The 21,224-nt window shown below is 28.4% G+C and carries 18 protein-coding genes; 13 read left to right on the top strand and 5 right to left on the bottom strand.

Features of this window, described 5'->3' with window-relative positions; genetic code table 11:
* Positions 1–8: 8 nt before the first annotated feature.
* Genes DAD81_RS19520 through DAD81_RS19535 form a run of 4 tightly spaced genes read right to left on the bottom strand, consistent with a single transcriptional unit; the run spans position 9 to position 3,509 of the window.
* Complete coding sequence (locus tag DAD81_RS19520) at positions 9–461, bottom strand: phage tail protein (protein WP_111710001.1); 453 nt, start codon at positions 459–461, stop codon at positions 9–11.
* A gap of 3 nt (positions 462–464) precedes the next feature.
* The gene (locus tag DAD81_RS19525; protein ID WP_111710002.1) at positions 465–896 is read right to left on the bottom strand and encodes a phage tail protein; all 432 of its coding nucleotides are present in this window, start codon (positions 894–896) and stop codon (positions 465–467) included.
* Positions 897–923: 27 nt separating this feature from the next.
* Positions 924–2,837 carry a phage tail sheath C-terminal domain-containing protein gene (locus tag DAD81_RS19530; RefSeq protein ID WP_111710003.1) on the bottom strand — a complete coding sequence of 638 codons (1,914 nt, stop codon included), beginning with the start codon at positions 2,835–2,837 and terminating at the stop codon, positions 924–926.
* Between the two features lie 21 nt (positions 2,838–2,858).
* Complete coding sequence (locus DAD81_RS19535; RefSeq protein WP_111710004.1) at positions 2,859–3,509, bottom strand: DUF4255 domain-containing protein; 651 nt, start codon at positions 3,507–3,509, stop codon at positions 2,859–2,861.
* Positions 3,510–4,210: 701 nt separating this feature from the next.
* Here DAD81_RS19535 and DAD81_RS19540 point away from each other — a divergent pair.
* The 13 genes from DAD81_RS19540 (at position 4,211) to DAD81_RS19600 (ending at position 17,954) form a co-directional block, all read left to right on the top strand.
* The gene (locus DAD81_RS19540) at positions 4,211–5,074 is read left to right on the top strand and encodes an AraC family transcriptional regulator (RefSeq protein WP_111710005.1); all 864 of its coding nucleotides are present in this window, start codon (positions 4,211–4,213) and stop codon (positions 5,072–5,074) included.
* A gap of 99 nt (positions 5,075–5,173) precedes the next feature.
* Positions 5,174–5,623 carry a MoaF-related domain-containing protein gene (locus tag DAD81_RS19545; protein ID WP_111710006.1) on the top strand — a complete coding sequence of 150 codons (450 nt, stop codon included), beginning with the start codon at positions 5,174–5,176 and terminating at the stop codon, positions 5,621–5,623.
* A gap of 221 nt (positions 5,624–5,844) precedes the next feature.
* Positions 5,845–6,807: an MBL fold metallo-hydrolase gene (locus DAD81_RS19550; RefSeq protein ID WP_111710007.1), complete on the top strand. Its 963-nt coding sequence runs from the start codon at positions 5,845–5,847 to the stop codon at positions 6,805–6,807.
* Between the two features lie 311 nt (positions 6,808–7,118).
* Complete coding sequence (locus DAD81_RS19555; RefSeq protein ID WP_111710008.1) at positions 7,119–7,316, top strand: hypothetical protein; 198 nt, start codon at positions 7,119–7,121, stop codon at positions 7,314–7,316.
* A gap of 2 nt (positions 7,317–7,318) precedes the next feature.
* Positions 7,319–7,699, top strand: a complete 381-nt coding sequence (locus tag DAD81_RS19560; RefSeq protein ID WP_111710009.1) for a nuclear transport factor 2 family protein — start codon at positions 7,319–7,321, stop codon at positions 7,697–7,699.
* Between the two features lie 2 nt (positions 7,700–7,701).
* Positions 7,702–8,331, top strand: coding sequence for a ferric reductase (locus tag DAD81_RS19565; RefSeq protein ID WP_111710010.1), 630 nt, complete (start codon positions 7,702–7,704; stop codon positions 8,329–8,331).
* Positions 8,332–8,335: 4 nt separating this feature from the next.
* On the top strand, positions 8,336–9,484 hold the full coding sequence (egtB, locus tag DAD81_RS19570) for an ergothioneine biosynthesis protein EgtB (RefSeq protein ID WP_111710011.1): 1,149 nt from the start codon (positions 8,336–8,338) through the stop codon (positions 9,482–9,484).
* Positions 9,485–10,432 carry an L-histidine N(alpha)-methyltransferase gene (locus DAD81_RS19575; RefSeq protein ID WP_111710012.1) on the top strand — a complete coding sequence of 316 codons (948 nt, stop codon included), beginning with the start codon at positions 9,485–9,487 and terminating at the stop codon, positions 10,430–10,432.
* Positions 10,433–10,435: 3 nt separating this feature from the next.
* A complete protein-coding gene (locus tag DAD81_RS19580; RefSeq protein ID WP_111710013.1) occupies positions 10,436–11,101 on the top strand; it encodes an aspartate/glutamate racemase family protein in 666 nt (221 codons plus the stop codon).
* Between the two features lie 102 nt (positions 11,102–11,203).
* Complete coding sequence (locus tag DAD81_RS19585) at positions 11,204–12,064, top strand: SDR family oxidoreductase (protein WP_111710014.1); 861 nt, start codon at positions 11,204–11,206, stop codon at positions 12,062–12,064.
* An 11-nt stretch (positions 12,065–12,075) separates the two neighbouring features.
* Positions 12,076–12,804 carry an FAD-binding oxidoreductase gene (locus tag DAD81_RS19590; protein WP_111710015.1) on the top strand — a complete coding sequence of 243 codons (729 nt, stop codon included), beginning with the start codon at positions 12,076–12,078 and terminating at the stop codon, positions 12,802–12,804.
* Positions 12,805–13,407: 603 nt separating this feature from the next.
* The gene (locus tag DAD81_RS19595) at positions 13,408–16,458 is read left to right on the top strand and encodes a SusC/RagA family TonB-linked outer membrane protein (RefSeq protein ID WP_111710016.1); all 3,051 of its coding nucleotides are present in this window, start codon (positions 13,408–13,410) and stop codon (positions 16,456–16,458) included.
* A gap of 11 nt (positions 16,459–16,469) precedes the next feature.
* Positions 16,470–17,954 (top strand): SusD/RagB family nutrient-binding outer membrane lipoprotein, encoded by a 1,485-nt coding sequence (locus DAD81_RS19600; RefSeq protein WP_111710017.1) that lies wholly within the window; start codon positions 16,470–16,472, stop codon positions 17,952–17,954.
* A gap of 246 nt (positions 17,955–18,200) precedes the next feature.
* On the opposite strand, the gene DAD81_RS19605 is transcribed toward DAD81_RS19600, so the two are convergent.
* A complete protein-coding gene (locus DAD81_RS19605; RefSeq protein ID WP_111710018.1) occupies positions 18,201–20,753 on the bottom strand; it encodes an ATP-binding protein in 2,553 nt (850 codons plus the stop codon).
* Positions 20,754–21,224: the final 471 nt, after the last annotated feature.

The raw sequence follows: 21,224 nt of genomic DNA on the forward strand, positions 1-21,224 counted from the left end.
ATTGTTTTTTACGGCAATGGTAATTCTTTAAAGAATTGATATTTTAAAGTAAATGTTTCTATAACTAATGAATTCTCTTCAGCATTAAAATCCGAAACTTGTAAACCAACGGGTATAGCTTGTGAAACGTACCAAACTTTTACAGGGTCATGTTTTTCATTAAGTAAAGAAATGACAAGATTAGCTGGGTGATAAACAAAATTTTGTATTGCATTATCTACCCATAGTTTTAACCCTGATAGTTCTTCAGTTAATCCTCTTTTAAGTACTAAATTTTCATAAGTACTTCTTTTAGGAAGATTAATTTTAAACTTATTCTGACCTCCTTCAGAGATCGTCTCCATCTCTACCGTTGACCTTAAACCTCCCACACTTTGAAATTTAGTATCTATACTTAATTGTGGTAGGAGTTCAAAAATAACAGAGAAATGAAAACCGCTTAATGGCATCTTATCTGGCATATTCTATACGTGTTCTTGAGTAACTCCATGGTTCGCAATTACTGCTTCTGTAATAGCAATTGCATTTTCCTCCGATTTTAAATCTGTGAATTTTAAAGATGTAATAAAACAGTCTTTAACTTTCCATACAATTACTGGCTCATGTACTTCATTTAAGAGTGATACAGTAATGTCTCTTTTTTCTACAGTATTTAAAGCAACTGTATTATACCATTGATAAAATTCATCATCATTATGAAATACACCTCTTTTAAGTGTTAAATCACTTAATTTATGCATTCCTGGCATTTTTTTCTTAAAGTACTCTGGACTTGAGCCCTCTCTATATTCTAAGATTTCTAATTCTTTATTTAATCCCGAAACTTCTTGAAATCCTATTTGAGTACCTCCCCATTCTACACTGAAATGGAACTTTGGTAATGGAAAATCTGGCATAATTTTATTTTTTTATAGTTAATTTTTTTATGATTTTTGCTGTGTTTGAATAAATTCTAAGATGATAAATTCAGCGGGACGTGATGGAGCATATCCTATTTTTAGAATCATTTTTCCTTCTAAAATATCTTGTGCACTCATTGTTTGATTTAAACCTACACTTACAAAAAATGCATCTTCAGGTTTTGCTCCAACTAGAGCTCCGTCACTCCATAAGGTAGTAAGGTAATTTTCTATCATTCCTTTAACGTTTACCCAAGTTTGCTTTACATTTGGTTCAAAGACAAAATTCATACAAGCTTTTTTTGCAGATTCTTCAATCATATTAGCTAAACGACGAACATTAATATAGCGCCAATCATTACTATTACCATCAAGTGTTCTGGCACCCCAAACCAACAAGCCTTTTGTTGTAAACTTTCTAATTGCATTTATAGATTTACCTGAAGTATGAATGTTCATGTTTTCTTGTTCCTTATGGGTAATATCATCTGTTAATCCTATAATACCGTTAACACTTACATTTGCAGGTGCTTTCCATACACCACGTGTGGCATCTGTATTGGCATAGATTCCTGCAATAGCTCCACTTGGCGGCACGGTATTCATACTTTTAGAAAGTTCAGTTATAATAGTTGCATAAATTGGCATTTGTGAAACCAAATCGTTTTCTAACTTTCTTTCATATTCTTGTATGGTTGCTTTTATTGCTTGCATAGCAGTAGTTACTTGCCCAAATAATTTATCTAACTGAGCTTGTGTTTTTGAAAAATCGGCTGAACCTGGTGTTGAGCTACTTTCAATAAGAGACGTAAAAGGGTTTGTTCCTGTAATTGGGTAGTCTCCTGAAGCTCCATTACTTGTAAAAGTTCCCCATTCTGCAACAACAAAATCTGTTTGAACTCCTGTTCCTGATACATCTGAAGCTGTTCCTCCTAACCCTCCATATGCAGCATTAAGTTGTAACATTTTTTGAACTAAAGGTTTTAAAGAAACAGCAATCATATCTATTGCTAATGTTTCCAATCCAACATGAATTATAGATGTTTTAGGATCACCTAATGGAACTAATATTCCAAAAATATTTACTAAGTATTCTGCAACATTTGGATCCGCAACAACCGGAATTTTAGGATTCGCAATTAAGGCAGCCTTACATGTTTCAATAATTCCAGTTGTATCATCATTAATATCCGTATTTAGCATTGCAAATTCACTTAATGCCAATGAAATATCCGGGTCAGCACTATATAATGTTGCAAAATCTACTTTTCCGGCTGTAGTTCCATTAATTTCATTAAATCTAAAATCATATCCAAAACTGGCTTTTAAATCTGGATAATAAGCGGCACCATATTTTAAATTTTGATTTCCAATAGCATCTCTAAATTTTTCAGAGTCAGATTCTAAACTAGTCCCTGGAGTTTCCTGAATAACATCCATAATAGTGAACCTATCCATTAAACTTACACATTGCATTAATGCATGTTTCTGCACTAGTCCCAATTTGGCATCTCCAAGATTTATTGCATCAGGAAATAATAACAAGGTTACTTCATCAACTTTTTTAAGTAAATCTATACCATCATTAAAATCAGTATCTGAAGTAATTGTAGCAGTATCTTTATAATGCCCTATTGAAACAATATAACATTCACCTCCTCCATTTGCATAGAATAAGCGTAAGCTATTGTATAATTTAAATTGACTTTCGGTAACCTTATATTCAACATTTAGAGAAATATTAATTCCTGCAGGTTTTGGAGCTCCTCCAAATATTTGTTGATATTCTAATAATGAAGTTACTTTTGTAGGTACTGTTGATCCACTTTCCGTATATCCCACAAAGGCCGGAATAGCAGTAGCAACTTGAGCAATACTAGGAGGAAATGCATTAATCTCATTAATATACACTCCTGGTGTTTTAATTGAACTAATCATAGTTTTTAGTTTTATGTTTTATTATTCTTCGTTTATTATTCTTTCTATTAATAAAGAATTGTCTTTATTTGGCGTATCATGAAGTTCAATGGTAACTTCTTCTATAGCTTTTTCTTCAAGCAGTTTTTCATTTTGAATAGAAATCATTCGCATTTTGTAGCATACTGAAGGCATATATTTATTCCCTAACATAGACCATAATTGATTTAGTTCACTAAATTTTAGGCTTTCTAAATCTAGAATAAGTTTAGTATGGTTTGGGGTTTCTGGACTTACAATTGTATCACCAACAATATGAAAAACATTTTTTTCTTGAAAACAACGAATTACGTGTTCTAACTTTATAAGTCCATTCTCGTAGTTTTCAGCTTTTTGTTCTTGATTATATGCAGAGAATAGTAAAGTTATAATAAGGTTTTGAGCCGGATTAGTAAGTTTATTTATATCACTAGCATTAGCTCCATTTTTAATATAAATATTAGGGTTTTTTGCAATTTTATCTTCTTCAATATTTATTATTGATAAAATTATTGGGGATTTTGATTTTAAAAATTCATCTCCATCATTTATTGTAGCGATATTAGTTATTTCAATAATATCCTGAGAAACACCGTAATTATTTACAGTATTTTTTAAAAATGACAATGACTTTTTCAACAACTCAGTAGACATCTTTTTTAATGGTTTGGTTAGTGAAAATACTTAACGTAAAATCAGCCTTAAAAAAACATATTTTTATAGGAAGAAAAACAATAAATAAGTTAAATATTTGAATTATAGCTTTTTAAATATAGTGTTTTTTCTTGTTTAATTGAAATATTTTTTAATTAAACGTATAAAATTGTTGAAAAAAACTCAATTAAGGATAAGAATTACGAAGATTAAATAAGAATTACATTATAATTTTGATTCATTTTCTTTATTAAAAACACTCCCTATTTTGAAAAATTAATATATGAACTAAGCAACTAATTATGTTCTAAATTAATTCATTCAATTAGTGTTTTTTACTCTCAATAAAAAATTTCAAATAAAGTTTTTACTTGAGAACTTAAACTAAAACTTATTAGTAAAATACGAAGAGAAAAAATAGTGTTAAATCTATTTGATATTTACTTTTGCAGTTACAATCTTTATAACTTAATGAAGTAATATACTGAAAACTTAAAAAACCAAAAACAAAGCCTTTGATCTCGCTTAAATCTTAAAAAATCGTAATTAGAACAATAACTTTTAAAATTTATACATACTTTTAGCCTAAATAATAAACCTCAAAAATTATAACAATTAATTTGTTTCACTTGTAAAACCGTCAAGTTTTCAGTTACACAATTCTAATACAAATACGTTAGCAAAAAAATAAAGATTTATCATTGAACAATATACCTAACATATCTTTTCAAAGTGAAGAAAACACGAAAGATTTTGAACTTTTAAATCTCTCAAAATTATTTGCGAGACTTCATACAATAAATGATCATAACCCAACGCTGCCTCATAGAATTTCATTTTTCGCTTTACTTTTTGTTACCAAAGGAACAGGTAAACATCAAATTGATTTAAAAGAGTATAATTTAACAGAAGGAACCGTTTTAAAAATTGCTAAGGGTCAAGTTCATTCATTTCAGAAAGATGCTAAATATGAAGGTTTCTTGCTACTATTTACAGAAGATTTTTTACTTAATTATTTTTCAAAATCATCTATTAATATAATTTCTCATTTATATAATTACCATATAACTTCACCTATCTCTAACTATATAAATGGTAACGAAACTTTTTTAAACCAACTTATTTTAGAGCTAAAAACTAAAAATACATTTGCTAAAAAAAATATTGTTGCTGCTTTATTGGACCTGTATTTATTGAGGTTAGAACGTGAATCGAATAATCATAAACTACAAAATAACAATTCTAATCATTATCCTATTTTTATTGAATTTAAAAATTTTGTTGAAACCAATTACGTAACAACTCGAAACGTAAAAGATTATGGTAAAATGTTATTTATTTCTACCAAACTTTTAAACCAAATAGTAAAAAAATTTACGCTAAATACTGCCAAAAGTTTTATTGATAATTATGTAATTCTAGAAGTAAAAAGATCAATTGTAAGTAGCAATAAAAGTTTTAAAGAAATTGCCTTTGAAAATGGTTTTGATGAAGTAACAAATTTTACAAAATTTTTTAAAAAACATACAGAATTAACTCCTAAACAGTTTAAAATGGAACTATAACCATTTTAAATCCCACATTTACCATTAATCCTCAAAGATTTACCTTTATAATTATTACGTATTGTACGATCTTTGTATTAAACTTTTAAATCAATAAAAATGAAAACAAAATTAATTACATTAATATGTCTTACATTATTTACTGTAGGACTAAGTTTTGCTCAAAACATAACAGCAGAAGAAAACAACTTTCAATTTGGACAACCTGAACATCTATTAGACGGTTATTCCCTTAATTTTCAATATCAAAATGGAACTGCTTTACATATGGAATTTAACAATGGTAAAGCAAAATACCAATGGATTGCCGGACAAAGAAAAGGAAATGGAAATGAAGACATTCCATACCGATCTAGTAAAATTGGAGACAACCTTTACTTAGTTAATTGGCATGAGGTAGGTTTAAAAGACTATTTAACTATTGTTTTTGATTTTGATAAAATGACAATGCATAGTTCTATCATAGTTGGTTACGAAAACAAACCTGAAAGAACATTAAAAACAGTATTTTTAAGAGGTGTTATTGATCATTTAAAAAAAACTGAATAGTTTTCAATTCTATTCCATTATTAAAAATAAATATTAACTCCCAAATTATATAAAATCTGATGAAGACTTTACGGTCTTTATCAGATTTTTTCACGTTATACAATTGTATTTCACTTAATAGAAAGTATCACATTTACCATTTTTAACCTTCTTTTTATAAAAACATTTTTTTAGAATCTCATCAAATTTGCAGTATTAAATAAATTAAAACTTAAAAAATCATGAAGTATTTAAAATTAAATTTTTGGTTCTTAACTATAATTGTTTCGGCCTTATTCATTTCTTGTAATAATGATGATGATGACATTTCTCAAGTAGAGATAGTAGATTTTGGAACCGCTCCATCTAGTACAACTATTACCACAGGTTTAGTAGATGTAATAACAGAAAATACAGTACGCTACCACACCATAAATTTCGGTTCTGGTCCTTACACTGTAACAATTATTGAAACTGAAAATAATATTGTATTAGTAGATTTAGGTCCAGCGGCAGCATTTGCAGCTGAATTAGAAACTTATGTAGATATAATTAACAAACCTGGAGCTGTAATTATAACACACAATCATGGTGACCATTATGGAGGTGCTGGATATTTTACAGATTTAGATTTTTATGCCGAAAGTACTGTTGCTAACCAACTAAATAACACTGCTGATTTTACTAGCTTATATCCAAAAACTGTAATTGCTGTATCTAACTCTCAAGAAATTGGAGGTTTAACATATACTTTTAATAAAGTTTCTAACGCAGAAACGGGAGAAAATGGATATTTCTACAATGAAGAGCACAAAGTATTATTTTCGGGAGATCTTGTATATAATTTATCCCATCCTTATTTAAGAGAATATACTCCTACTGATGCGGAAGATGAAATAGACAATTGGGTAACCGGTTTAAATAAATTGAAAACTAATTTTTCTAATTACAATCATCTATTTGTAGGCCACAATGGTTCTCGTGCTGATGTAGGGACTGTAATTGATGAAAACATAACATATCTACAAAATGCGAAAGATATTATTTCAGGAGCACAAAAATTATCTAACGGAAACACAGCGACAACGCATCAACAAGTTATAGATGAATTAGAACTCTTATATCCTAATTATAAAGAAGGTGGACTTTACTTGTCACTTCCAGATGCTTTCTTCCCAGGTGATCCCGGAGCCAATTGGTTCTAATAAATTTTTATATAAAAAAGAATAATAACAAAAAAAGGAATAACATTACTGTTATTCCTTTTTTTGTTATTATTGTTGAATTCGGAACTTCGTTTAAAATATCTTTACTTTTTTAGCTCAAAAAACAAATCCGAAAATTATAACCTTTCATATACTTATGAATTGTAAAAACAACATAAAATATAACTATTTAATAGAAATAATTAAATATTTTCAACTTAATAACTAAATTCTCACATTTACCATTTTTATTTATAGATTTACCTTTTAAACCTTAGAAAATAACAGGATTTTTGAAAAAATAAAAAAAAATGAGCCAAGTAGCAACTTGCCCAACTTGTGGCAGCAAATCAAAAATAAAAGAATTAAACGGAGAAACTTCATATGAAGCTATTCAAGATGAAGAAGTTTTAAAAAAAGTAGGGCAACTAAAAAAAGCAATGCAAAAATTTAAAGAAAAAGCAGAAGCTTTAGAAAAGGAATTAGAAGAGTTGAAATCAAATAAATAGATATGAAATTAGATCAAAATAAAAAAAATGCTATTGCTTTCTATAAGATGGCATACCAAGGAAATCCTGCAAAAGCAATGCAATTATATGGAGGCAAGGAATATACTCAGCACAACCCTTTAGTAGCTAATGGCCCTCAAGCATTTATAGATTACTTTGATAGAATGCAAAAAGAATATCCAAAAAAAACAATAGCGTTTGTACGAGCTATTGCAGAAGATGATTTAGTGGCACTTCACACGCATCAAGTATGGCCAGATAATGATGAATATGTTACTATGGATTTCTTTAGATTTTCTGAAGATGGGAAAATAGTAGAACATTGGGATAGCATTCAACAAATACCCAAAACTGCTTTAAATAATAATACAATGTATAAATAATTATGAATTTTTTAAAAAGAAATTACGGCTGGATAATTGTTACAATATTAGCAACTTTACCAATGTTGGTTATCTTTAATATGATAAAGTTTGATTTCTCAAATGGATTATCAATTTCGTTAATTGAAGGCGCAGGTAGTGGAGATAAATCCACTTTAGAAATGTTATATCACGTTTCTGGTGAATTTGCTATTAGATGGATGACCGTTGTATTAACTTTAACTCCAGTATTTATAATTTTTGGAGTAACCAATTTATTTGTAAGACAAGCCATGGGGATTGCCACAGCTGTTTGGAGCTTTCTTCATTTTATTATCTTCATTTGGGCAGAAGGTTTTTTAGAAACGTTTACCCAAGTAAATTATATTGCTGGTTTTATAGCTGTCTTAATCTTAATTCCATTGTTTTTTACTTCTAACAGAAAATCAATGAAGTTATTAAAAACAAATTGGAAAAAATTACAAAGTTTTGCTTATGTTGCAATATTTTTAAGCTTACTACATGTTGCTATATTAGATAAAACCTGGCTTATCTATGCAATAATTACTGGTGTTGGCTTTATAATAAGAATCCCTGTTGTAAAAAATAAATTCATTAATTTTCGAAAAAATAGAAGAATGGTAAATTCTTAATCAAATGAATATAAACGAAAAATACAAACAAATAAGACAAGAAACTATTGCGTTTTGTAGTCATTTACATATTGAAGATTATGCCATACAGGTAGCTAAATTTGCTAGTCCACCAAAATGGCATTTAGCACATACTACTTGGTTCTTTGAAACTTTTATTTTAAAAACCTTTCTGGAAAATTATACCGAATTTGATTCTAACTTTAATTTTCTATTTAATAGTTATTACAACAATGCTGGTAATAGAATATTACAAGATAATAGAGGGAATATGTCTAGACCTAGTACCGACAAAATCTTTGAATATAGAGCATATGTTGATGAAAAAATACAAGAATTATTACAAAATGTTTCTGATAAAAAAATAATTGACTTAGTAACTCTTGGACTAAATCACGAACAACAACATCAAGAATTATTAATTACCGATGTAAAATACATGTTGGGTAATAACCCTATTTTCCCTCAATTTAATAAAGAATACAATTTAGTTAAAGATAAAAATATAGGTATAAAAAGCATAAAAATCAACGCTGGTATTTATGAAATAGGACATAAAGGAAACGCTTTTTGTTACGATAATGAATTGGGCATTCACAAGGTTTATATTGCTGATTTTGAAATAAATAATAATTTAGTTACCAATGGTGACTTTATTGAATTTATGGAAGCTGGTGGTTATGCGGATTTTAATCTTTGGTTAGATGAAGGTTGGTCTTGGGTAAATACACACAGCATAAATTCACCAATGTATTGGTATAAAATTGAAGGAGAATGGCACTATTATACCCTTGCTGGATTACAAAAGGTTGCCAAAGATACTGTTTTAACTCATATTAATTATTACGAAGCCAATGCTTTTGCCGAATGGAAAGGAATGCGTTTACCTACCGAATTTGAATGGGAAATTGCAGCTGAAAAATTAGATTGGGGTAAACGTTGGGAATGGACAAACAGTGCCTACCTACCCTATCCTAATTTTAAAAAAGAAAATGGAGCCTTAGGCGAATACAACGGGAAATTTATGAGTAATAAAATGGTATTAAGAGGTGCTTCTGTAGCCACATCAAAAAACCACAGTAGACCAACATATCGAAACTTTTTTAACCCTACCGAAAGATGGCAATTTACGGGAATTAGATTAGCTAAATAGATGAAAGAAACATTCAAAAAAGAAGTAAAACAAGGACTTGATGAAAATCCAAAAACGCTTCCTTCAAAATATTTTTACGACAAAAAAGGAGATGCTCTCTTTGTTGAAATAATGAATTTACCCGAATATTATTTAACTCGTAGTGAGTTAGATATTTTTCAGAACCAAACACAACAATTAATTAATACATTTGGTATAAAACCAGATAATTATTTTGAATTAATAGAACTTGGTGCCGGTGATGGATTAAAAACCAAAGAGTTATTAAAAACTTTAGATGCCCAAAATTATAATTTCGACTTCTTCCCTATCGATATTTCTTTAAATGCTCTAACACTTTTAGAAAAAGACTTAAATAAAGAAATACCTAATTTATCTGTTAAATCGCAACAAGGGGATTATTTTAAAGTGTTAGATTCATTAAAAAAGAAGGAAAAACCTAAAGTTATATTACTTCTTGGCTCTAATATTGGAAATATGACAGATGAACAGGCAGCAGAATTTATCTATAATTTAGGTGCTAATCTTTTACCAGGAGATAAACTTTTAATAGGTGTAGACTTAATAAAATCTGAAGATATTGTGTTACCAGCTTATAATGATAGCAAAGGTATAACCGCAAAATTCAACATGAATTTACTAACTAGAATTAATAATGAACTAGGAGGTAATTTCAACTTAAATAATTTTAAACATCTACCAGAATACAATGAAAAAGAAGGAATTGCAAAAAGTTTTATAGTAAGTACAACTAATCAAACTGTTGAAATTAAAGCAATTGGAAAATCTTATCATTTTAATGAAGGCGAAAAAATACATACCGAAATTTCAAGAAAATATAATGATGAAATTATAGAGAAAATAATTGCAAATACAGATTTTAATCTTGAAAATAAAATAATAGATAGTAAAGAATATTTTGCAGATTACATTCTTACAATAAAATAAAAAATGGACAAAACAACACTTTCAATATTAGGTCTAGGAAGCAGAACAACTTCATTTTATTTAAGTGAATTAAATAGATTGTATAATGAAAAAAACGGCGGTTACAGTACTTGCCCTCTCTTACTTTTAAACACTAATTTTAATTCAATCAACTCTCTTTTACCAAATACTTCTCAGGAGTTAGATGATATTATACAGCATTATATTACAGAACTTGAAAAGTTAGATATTAATCATATTATCATACCTAATATAACTCTTCATGAAACCATTGAAAGAATAAAAATAAATAAAAACATTATTAACCCTATTCTACTAACCATATCAAAAATTAAACAAAACAAACGTAATAAAATCGTGTTATTTGGTTCTTTACATACTATGAAATCCGCATACCTACAAGCTCATTTTAAAGCAAAAAACATTGATGTAATTCTTCCTTCAGAAGATCATATGTTTTTTATAGATAAAGTTCGTAAACAAATTTATAACAAAACAGAAACTAAAGATTTAATAGATACCTACCATTTGCTTTTAGAAAAATATTCAGAGAAAAACCTTGTAGTACTATCATGTACCGAATTATCTATTTTAAAACCATTAGATAACAAAAACCTTTTAGATATGGCTCAAATACAAATAGAAGAAGCAATAAATATTTCAAATTAGAATTTATCTCATATTTACCATTTTTAGTCTAAGATTTATCTTTTAAAATATGTAAATAGTTCTAATCTTTGTATACATAAAAACAATTATTAAAAGAATATTATGAAAATAGCCGTTACATCAGCAAGTGGAAAATTAGGAGCATCAATTGTAAAACATTTGATTAATTTAATAGGAAAAGAGCAAGTTGTTGGAATTGCACGTACACCAGAAAGAGCACAATATTTAGGTATAGAAATTAGAAAAGGAGATTATAATGATGAACAAGAATTTAATGTAGCTCTAAAAGGTATTGATGCTGTTCTTTTGGTTTCAGGAATGGACGACCCTCAAAAAAGAATAGAGCAACATAGAAATGTTATTAATGCCGCCAAACAAAATGGCGTTAAAAAAATAGTTTATACCAGTATTATTGGTGCCGAAGAAAATAATGCCTTTAGCCCTATTGTTCAAACTAACAGACAAACAGAAAAAGACGTTATAAATTCTGGTTTAGAATGGGTTATTGGTAGAAATGGAATTTATATTGAGCCTGATTTAGAATATATAGAAACTTATAAAAGAGAAGGTGAAATTAGAAATTGTGCAGGCCAAGGAAAATGTACTTACACAAGCCGAGAAGAATTGGGTTATGCCTATGCTAAAATGTTATTAGAAGATAAACATAACGGAAATACATACAATTTAGTAGGAGATGCTATCACCCAAAGTGAACTTACAACATACATGAACCAAGTTTTTAATACTAAACTAGTTTATAATTCTATTCCTGTTGAAGTATTTAAATCTGAAAGAATAGCAGAACTTGGCGACTTTATAGGAACAATAATAGCAGGTATTTATGAAGGAATAAAAGATGGAGCAAATGATGTTTCATCTGATTTTGAAAAAGCAGCAGGAAGACCTCATAAATCTGCTTTAGAGTTAATAAAAAATTATCATCAAAATCATACACAAAATTAATTATTACACAAATGAGTTTCATAGAAAATATTCTAAAAACGGTAGTTTTGGATGAAGCAACTATCTCAGAAAAAGTAGAACTTTCTGCGGCTGCTTATAGAATTCGTCTACAAGGTAACAGCATTCGAAAAATCAATTTTATACCTGGCTCATTTTTAAAGATGGGAATTGGTATAGGTAAAGCAGAATTGTCTATGAAAGACAAAATAAGAAGTTACAGTATTTGGGATATAAATAAGGAAAAAGGTTTTCTAGATTTAGCCATCGCTACCCACAGTAATGGGATAGGTTCGCAATGGGCAAAAGAATGCCAAGTGGGAGATACTGTATATTTTAAATTGAAAAAAGGTAATTTTTTAGCAGATGCCTCTGCAGATAGTTATATTATAATAGGAGACCTTTCTGCTCTTTCTCATTTATATGCAATTAACAAAAATATTGGAAAGAATAAACAAGTAGCTAGTATTTTATACAACCAACAAAAAAGTGAGTTATTTCCAGATATCAATGGTAAATTTCCTCTTGATTTTTATGAGTTACCTCAAAACCCCAGTAACGAAATTATTGCTAAAATAAAAGAAATTATTCCCAGCTTAAAAGGAAAAACAATAGCTTACATTGCTGGTGACAGTAGAGTATGTATAGCTTTAAACAATTTTTTGAGACAAGAGCTAAATTGGGAAACAAAACAAATCAAAACAAAACCTTTTTGGAATCCAGAAAAAAAAGGTTTGGAATAATCTTATTACTTTTTTACATTATTCACTGAATTTATTAATTCAAAAATTAAATATTTTTCTTGAATTAGTTTACTTCTTTTATATAAAATATATAGCAAAAAAACTTTGCTTTACTTTACCGTTTATTAGATATTATTTTAGGCTATTTTCATAATTAAACATCTTTTGAATTATAGCAGTCTCCTATGTTTTCTCCAAAAAACTATAATACACATAATAGTATATTAAACTTCATTCTACCTTTGTATACGGTTAATTTTAGAGCTTATTATCTTAATAAAATAATATTAATATAACTCTTTTATCTCCTTGCTAAAGCTATTTCATTATCCCTATAAAAGTATTCAATTCAATACGTTATATACTCAATTTACAGTATTAAATGAAAATATGACTTGAAACAAAGCAATAAAAATACTACATTAGCTAAAAAGATTGCAAAACTCACAGTGAATATCTACAATAATTCTAAACAACATTTAAGTTTAGATTTATTAATACCTAATTACTTATATATAAACTATAAACATTATTAAAAAAACGAAAATACTTAAAAAATAGTCAAACTATATCAATATAATAATTACTAATAAACTAACCATTATGAAAAAATTATATGATCCATTTTTGATACTCCTAATGGTATTTTTTGCTCAAAGTATATTTGCGCAATCTATTACAATTAAAGGAGTTGTAAAATCAAATGAAGATGGACTCCCTATACCTGGGGCAGGTATTATTATTAAAAATACAAAAACAGGAAGTACCACAAATTTTGACGGTGAATATAAAATTAAAGCTGAAATGAATTCAGTTTTAGAATTTTCACATATTGGCTTTTCTACTCAAGAAGTTACTGTAACATCAAATATTATAAATGTAACTCTTGTAGCGGGTGAAAGTTTAAATGAAGTAGTTATTACTGCACATGGTATTAAAAAAGAACGAAAATCTCTTGGATATGCAGTTCAAGCTGTAAAAGCTGACGAACTTTTAGAAGGTAACCAGAGTAGTATGGTAAACGGATTACAAGGAAAAGTATCTGGAGTTACCATTGTAAATTCAGGGGGTGCACCTGGTTCTTCAGCCATTATAATGATCCGTGGAGGTTCTTCCATCACGGGTAATAATCAACCTTTATTTATTGTTGATGGTCTTCCAATTGACAATTCTACTTCTTCTAGTTTAGAAGTTGCCAGCTCAAATAGAGCCTCGGATATTAACCCTGAAGATATTGAAAGTATCTCTGTTCTTAAAGGTCCTGCAGCTGCTGCCTTATATGGAATAAAAGCTGCAGAAGGTGCCGTTATTATAACTACTAAAAAAGGTAAAGGGGGCGCAAGTGTTGTAACATATACAGGTTCGGTTTCTATAGATAATATTTTAGGAACACCCAATGTACAAACACAGTATGGGCAAGGAAAACAAATTGTTACTTCAACAGGTACAACTATTGATACTGATTCGCCGTTGTCTTGGGGAAATAGCACATCAGGAGCTTCAATATATAATAATATAGAAGATTTTTTTGATACAGCTATTACTTCAAATCATACAGTAAGTTATTCGGGAGGTTCAGAAAAAAGTGCTGTTTATTTTTCAATTGGTGATATCTCTCAAGATGGCGCTATTGAAAGTACTAGCTATGATAAAACATCTTTTAGAATAAATGCTTCTTCAGACATTAATAAAAATCTTACCGTAGGAATGTCTGCTAATTATATTACCACAAAAACTAATAGTACAAAACAAGGGAATGCTTCGGGAAGTAGTTTTTTAAGTTTATTGGGATATCCAGCAAATGTAAATGCTAATGATTATTTAAATGCGGATAATTCTCAGCAAAGTTTTTTTCTTGATCAACAGTTTGATAATCCATACTGGAGTATTGCCAATAGTCCAAATACAGATGAAATAAATAGATTAATGGGAATTGTTAATTTGAATTATAAATTTTTAGAAAACTTTAGTTTAGCCTATAAATTAGGAATTGATAATTATACACAATTTAATAGAAAAATAACTGGAGATGGATCTCTTGTTGAGAATAGAGAAAAGGGCTATATCAATCAGTTTGAAAGTGATCATAAAAGATTAAATTCAAATTTTATTTTAAGTTTTCAAAAGAAAATAACAACAGATTTTTCTTTAGATGCCTTGCTTGGAAATTCTGTTGAAGAAATAGATGTTAGAAAAACATATACTTCAGGAGATGGATTTCAAGCTCCAGGAATATATAGCATTGGAAATGTAAAAATTGAAGACCAAAATATTAATGAATTAATTACCCGAAAACGCATGGTGGGAGTTTTTGGAGAGTTAAAATTAGGTTGGCAAGATGCTTTATTTTTAACTGCTACAGGAAGAAATGACTGGTCTTCTACATTGCCTAAAGCAAAAAGATCATTCTTCTACCCTTCTGTAGGTATGTCTGCAGTTGTAACTGATTTATTCAAAAAAGCTGGGAATGACATTACATCTTCAAATGGGTTAACCTATTTACAATTAAGATCTACTTGGGCTAAAGTTGGTAAAGATGCTCCCATTGGCGCATTGGAAAGTTCATTATCTACTAATATAAATTCACTAGCTAGTTCTGCATATACTTGGAATGGAGTTGATGTTGGAAACCCAAATTTAGAGCCAGAATTCACAAATAGTTTTGAAATTGGATTAGATGCTCGTTTTTTTGAAAGTAGAATAGCATTAGATCTAACATATTATACAAGCACATCAGACAATCAAATATTAAGAGATATTAGGGTACCTCCTACTACAGGTACTTTTTATGCTACATTAAATGGAGGTTCCATTACTAACAATGGTTTAGAAGCTTTACTTTCAATAAAAATATTACCTAATACTTCAAAATTTAAATGGAATGTTGATTTAAATTTCGGAATGAATGATAGCAAAGTAAATGAGTTACCTGGTTTTTTAAATGAAGTTTACCTTTCTGATTCTTGGACATTTAATTCTACAGCTGCTGGTGCCGCAATTTTAAATGGATCACTTTTTGGTTTAAGAGGCTTTAGACCTAAAAAAAATGAGAATGGAGATGTGATTATAAATTCTAATGGATTGCCAACGTTAGTTGTTGAAACCTACAATGATGTAACACGTATGCCAGATTGGACTTTAGGAATTTCTAATGCTGTAAGTTATAAAGATTTTCGTTTATCGTTTTTACTAGATATTGTGCAAGGTGTTGATGTATATAATGCAACAGAATCTGCTTTAGTTTACCACGGTTTAAGTACACAAACAACCAATAGAAATGAAACAATAATCTTACCTGGAGTTGATATAAATGGAGCTGCTAATACTGTTCCTGTTTCAATGGATCAGGCTTTTTATCAAAATTATTACTATAAAAATACAGAGAATTTTATTGAAGATGGTTCCTTTGCTAGATTAAGATACGTAACGCTATCATATAAATTGCCCAATAATTTATTGAGTAAATCGGCATTCTCTTCGGTAGAATTATATGCAACAGGGCGTAATTTATTTACAATTACTAATTATAGCGGTGTAGATCCTGAAGTAAATACATTTGGTGCTGGTATCTCTGGTGCTGGGTCTATGGCTATAGATAATTTAGGAACTCCAAATATTAAAGGGTTCGATTTAGGCTTAAAAGTTAGATTCTAAAAAAATATATTATGAAATTACACAACTATTTAATATTAATTTTAATAGCTATAACTTCTTCATGTAGTGATGACTATTTTGATGTAAATGGCTCAGAAACCAAACCTACCACTTCTTCTTTAGCTCCACAGTATAGAATACAAGGAGCTATAGAGAACACAACGGCTCAAGCTCAATACAGAGGTAGTCGTGAAGTTTTAGGAATTACTCAATATGGCTCTCAAAATACGGCTAATTATTATTCTGAAACTTGGAGTTCTTCTTTAACAACAGGACGTTATTTTCTATGGCAAAATGCCTATGTGTACTCTTTACCTAATACGGCTGATTTAATTGTTTTAGGAGAAAGAGATAACTCCCCAAATTTTGTTGCTGTTGGGAAAATTTTACGATCGTATATTTTAGGTATGACCACAGATCAATATGGTGATATTGTTTTAAATGAAACTTATGATGGTGTATCTTCAATGAATATTACTCCAAAATTTAGTACTCAAGCAAAAATTTATGAAGCCATTTTTAAATATTTAGATGAAGCAATAGTTGCATTGGATGAGACAAGTGAAATTGAATTAAACGAAGAAGATGGTGACGTTCTTTACCAAGGAAATAAAGAATCTTGGAAAAAATTCGCCTATGCGTTAAAAGCCAGATATTTAAATCATTTAAGTAAAAAATCTTCATATGATCCAGACGCTATAATAGCTGCTTGTCAATTAGCAATTAATTCTAACGCTTTAAATGCTCAAAAAACATATGGAGGAGGACCAATATCTAATGACATTCAACCTTTTGCAGTTGGAGGTTATGGCTCCTCAAGAATGGACTATTTTTCTGACTTTTTTATAAAGTTATTAAAAAACCCATTAAATTTAGAAGATGCAGATTGGGATCCTCGATTAACTATTATTGTTCCAGAAGCTGTTAATGGAGGCTATAAAGGTGTTGTTATTGGTAGAGGATTAAGCGGTGATTCTGGAGATGATTATTCTTTAGGAAATGGAGGTTTTTATACAAGCCCTAATTCTACTACAGATATGATAAATTTTAGTGAAGTTAAATTTATTGAAGCTGAAGCAAGATTTAGAAAGAATGATATTTCTGGTGCTTTTAGTGCATTTAAAGCTGGTGTACAAGCTGACTTTGAAAAATTAGGTATAGCTCCCGAAGCTACTACAACCTATCTAAATTTATTAGATACTGAAATAGGAGAAGATAATTTAAGTTTATCACATATTATGGTTCAAAAGTATATTGCGAATGTTTTAAACCCTGAAACGTGGGTAGATATGAGAAGAATGGATTATAGTTCTAATATTTATAAAGGATTACAACGTCCTGAAAATGTTAATCTTGATATATTTCCAAATGATAATGATTGGATACAAGCTATGTGTTATGAATACAATGAAGAGGATAGAAATTATGAAAATATGCCTAATAATGATCCTTATGTTCGGTTAACAACTCCATTATGGTGGAATACTGCGGATTAAAATTTCACCTCAAAAGTTGATTAAGTATTTAGATTTTTAAAAACTTTTAAAAACTTAAAAAGTTGTACCATCAAAAACAGAAGGCTATTCGTTATTTATAAATTAATTCAATCTTCTTTTTATTAAAGATAACACAGCCCCCTTAATTATCTTTTTAAATGCTTTAATTTATAATAATTACGGAAATATTTAATATTAAAAAAGGTTTTAATTATGTGATAAATATTGAAAAGGAGAGTTAAACTGTTACTTTTCTTTTAGTTGATTACTTATCATTTCTAATAACTTGTTTTCATCAACAGGTTTTGAAATAAAATCATTACAACCAGTTTTAAGCGCTATATCTTTTGATGTTACGTATGCTGTTACGGCTATAATTGGAATTTCTTTATTAATTTTTCTTATCTCTTTGGTAGCTTCAATCCCATCCATTATTGGCATTTTAATATCCATTAAGATTAAATCAATATTATTGTTTTTAAATTGCTCAACACCTTCTTTACCATTAAAAGCATAAACTAAATTAAAACCATTTTCCATAATAGCTTCTAAATACTTATAATTAATTTCTTCATCCTCAACAATTAATATGGTTGGTGTTTTTATCTCCTTTGTTTTAAGATTAGTGCTTAAACAATTATGTTCATTTATATTTTCAACTATACAATCTGGTAAGGTAAAATGAAAAGTAGCTCCTTTGTTAAGTTCTGATGTTACCCAAATAGTACCACCGTGTTTTTCTACTAATTCTTTACAAAGAACCAATCCTAACCCCGAACCCTTTTCTTTTGCAGTTCCTATAGTTGTTCCATTAGTTTGCAGGGTAAATAATTTATTACGACTTTCTTCATTCATTCCAATTCCATCATCTGAAACTATAATTTCAACCAAATCATTTTTATGTATTGCATTTACTGTTATTTTACCTTTTAAATTGGTAAATTTAATAGCATTAGTAATTAAATTTAGTAAAATTGTTTTTAACATATATTGGTCTGCATAAACTTCAATACCTTCTATATTAATGTTTTTCAATATTATGTTCTTTAATTTTGCTGTTGGGTTTAAATCTTCTATTGTTTTAGTTATTATTGCTTGCAAATCTAATTTTACTGGATTAAAACTAATCTGTCCCGTTTGAGATTTTGCCCAATTCAAAAGATTATCAAGTAATGCAAGCGTATTTACAGCCGTTGAATTAATATAATCACTAAATTTTACAATTTTTCTAGTTTCTAGGTCTTTTCCATTGTTCTTTAACAAATCTGAAAAACCTAAAATAGTGCTAAGTGGACTTCTTAAATCGTGCGCTATAATTGAGAATAGTTTATTTGTAGTTCTATTCAGAATTTTTAATTCTCCATTTTTACGACGTAATTTTGTATAGAATACATATATAATTATTGCTATTAAAATAACAATTAGAATTACAAATATCATTAAATTTTGAGAAAGACGTTGCTCTTTAATTTTTAAAACATTAACAACATTTTCTTTTTTTAATTCGTTTATTAGCCTGTTTTTTTCATCTATTTCATAGAAAGTCTGTAATAGGTCTATTTGTACATCTGCTTCACCAAATAAAATTAAATCTTGTAATTCAATTTGTTTATCTTTATAAAAAATCGCTTCTTTAAAATTGTTATTATTCAAATAAATTTCCGCTAGTTTTGAATAAATTTCTAATTCATTTTTCTTAAAGTTGTTTACCGAAGCTATTTTAAGACCTTTTTTTATTTTTTTGATTCCTCCGTCTAAATCCCCAGTTTTAATAGCGCAAAGACCTAAATACATAAAAACACTAGGCTTACTGTGTAAGCTTAAATTTCCATTTTTTATTTCCAGAGATTTATTTAAAAGTGATTCAGCTTTAATATAATTCCCTTTTAAATAAGCTGATTTACCTAATAAGCCATAAGCATTAGAAATGCCATAAGTAGATTTATTTTTAATCCGAATTTCAAGTAACATATTTATGTATCTACTTGCTTCGTCAAAATTCTTAAGCTCCAAATTTAATAATGCAATTTGTTCATAACATATAGCAATACCATTAGTGTTACCATCAATAGAATTCAAAACTTCATATTTGCTTAATGATTCTTGGAAATACTGCATTGCCTTTTCCGAATTTAGCAAGTCTGAATGAATTTGACCTAACAAATAGGCTACCCAAGCATCACCTTCACTAAAATTAGCTTTTCTATAATTTAACCTAGATTTGATAAAATACTCAATAGCTCTGCTATAAGCCCCATTTACACGAAAAATGGTTCCAATCATAGAGTATGTAGCTCCAATAGTTTTAAAATTATTTGATAATTGACAATAGTAAAGAGCCTCATTATAAGTTTCAAGTGATAATTTTGTATTATTTAACCTATATTGAATTTTAGCTATTCTATATAAAATATCACCTATATACCAATTATCTTCAATTTCTTGAGAGAGTTTTAGCGCTTTATCAAAGTATGTTTGTGAAACTTTTAAACTATCAACGTTTATTATGCCCCTTCCAAGAACATATAAGGAGCGCATTTCTAAATATTTATTTCCTATTTTTTGAGATTCTAGTAAACAAGATTTAGCTAATTCATGAGATTTTTCATTGTTTTCTTCAATTATATCTAAAGCACTTTCTAAACGAAGAATAATTTTGTTTTCTTTTGTTGTATCCTTCTCCTCTATTCTTTGACTACTAATTTTTGTTTCCTGCTTATAATCATTAAAAATAATGAACACAAGAATAGAAATAAATAGTACAATTAGTAATATTATAAAGGATCTTTTATTTAACATTAAGGGATTGGGAATAATATTTAATTTGAATGAAACTTGCTTAGATCACCATACTTTTAATGTGTTCAATTATTTATATTAAAAAAATATTAAAACCTTATATTCGAATTTTTATAACTATAATAAAATGTTATTCAAATATAACCATTTTAAGTTTTTGGCAATAGTTTTTAAGAAATAAATACAATATTTTATAAAGTCTTATAGTTCTTATAAAAATAACTTCATACAATTTAAATTTAATTCCATTTTTTTTATTGAAAATACATTTAAATAAAACTTGAAATTAATTATTAAAACTCGCTTTAAAAAATCATAATTCACTTATACAAAAAAATATGTTTCCATTTTGCATTTCAATTAGGATTAAATTTAGCATAGCCATTTATAGTTCCAATCTTTCAGGAACAAAAGAAAATAATATTATCTAATAAAAGAGGATAAAATAGTTAATACAAGCAACAACTATTA

The sequence above is a fragment of the Lutibacter citreus genome, from assembly GCF_003260195.1.
Classification (GTDB): Bacteria; Bacteroidota; Bacteroidia; order Flavobacteriales; family Flavobacteriaceae; genus Lutibacter; species Lutibacter citreus.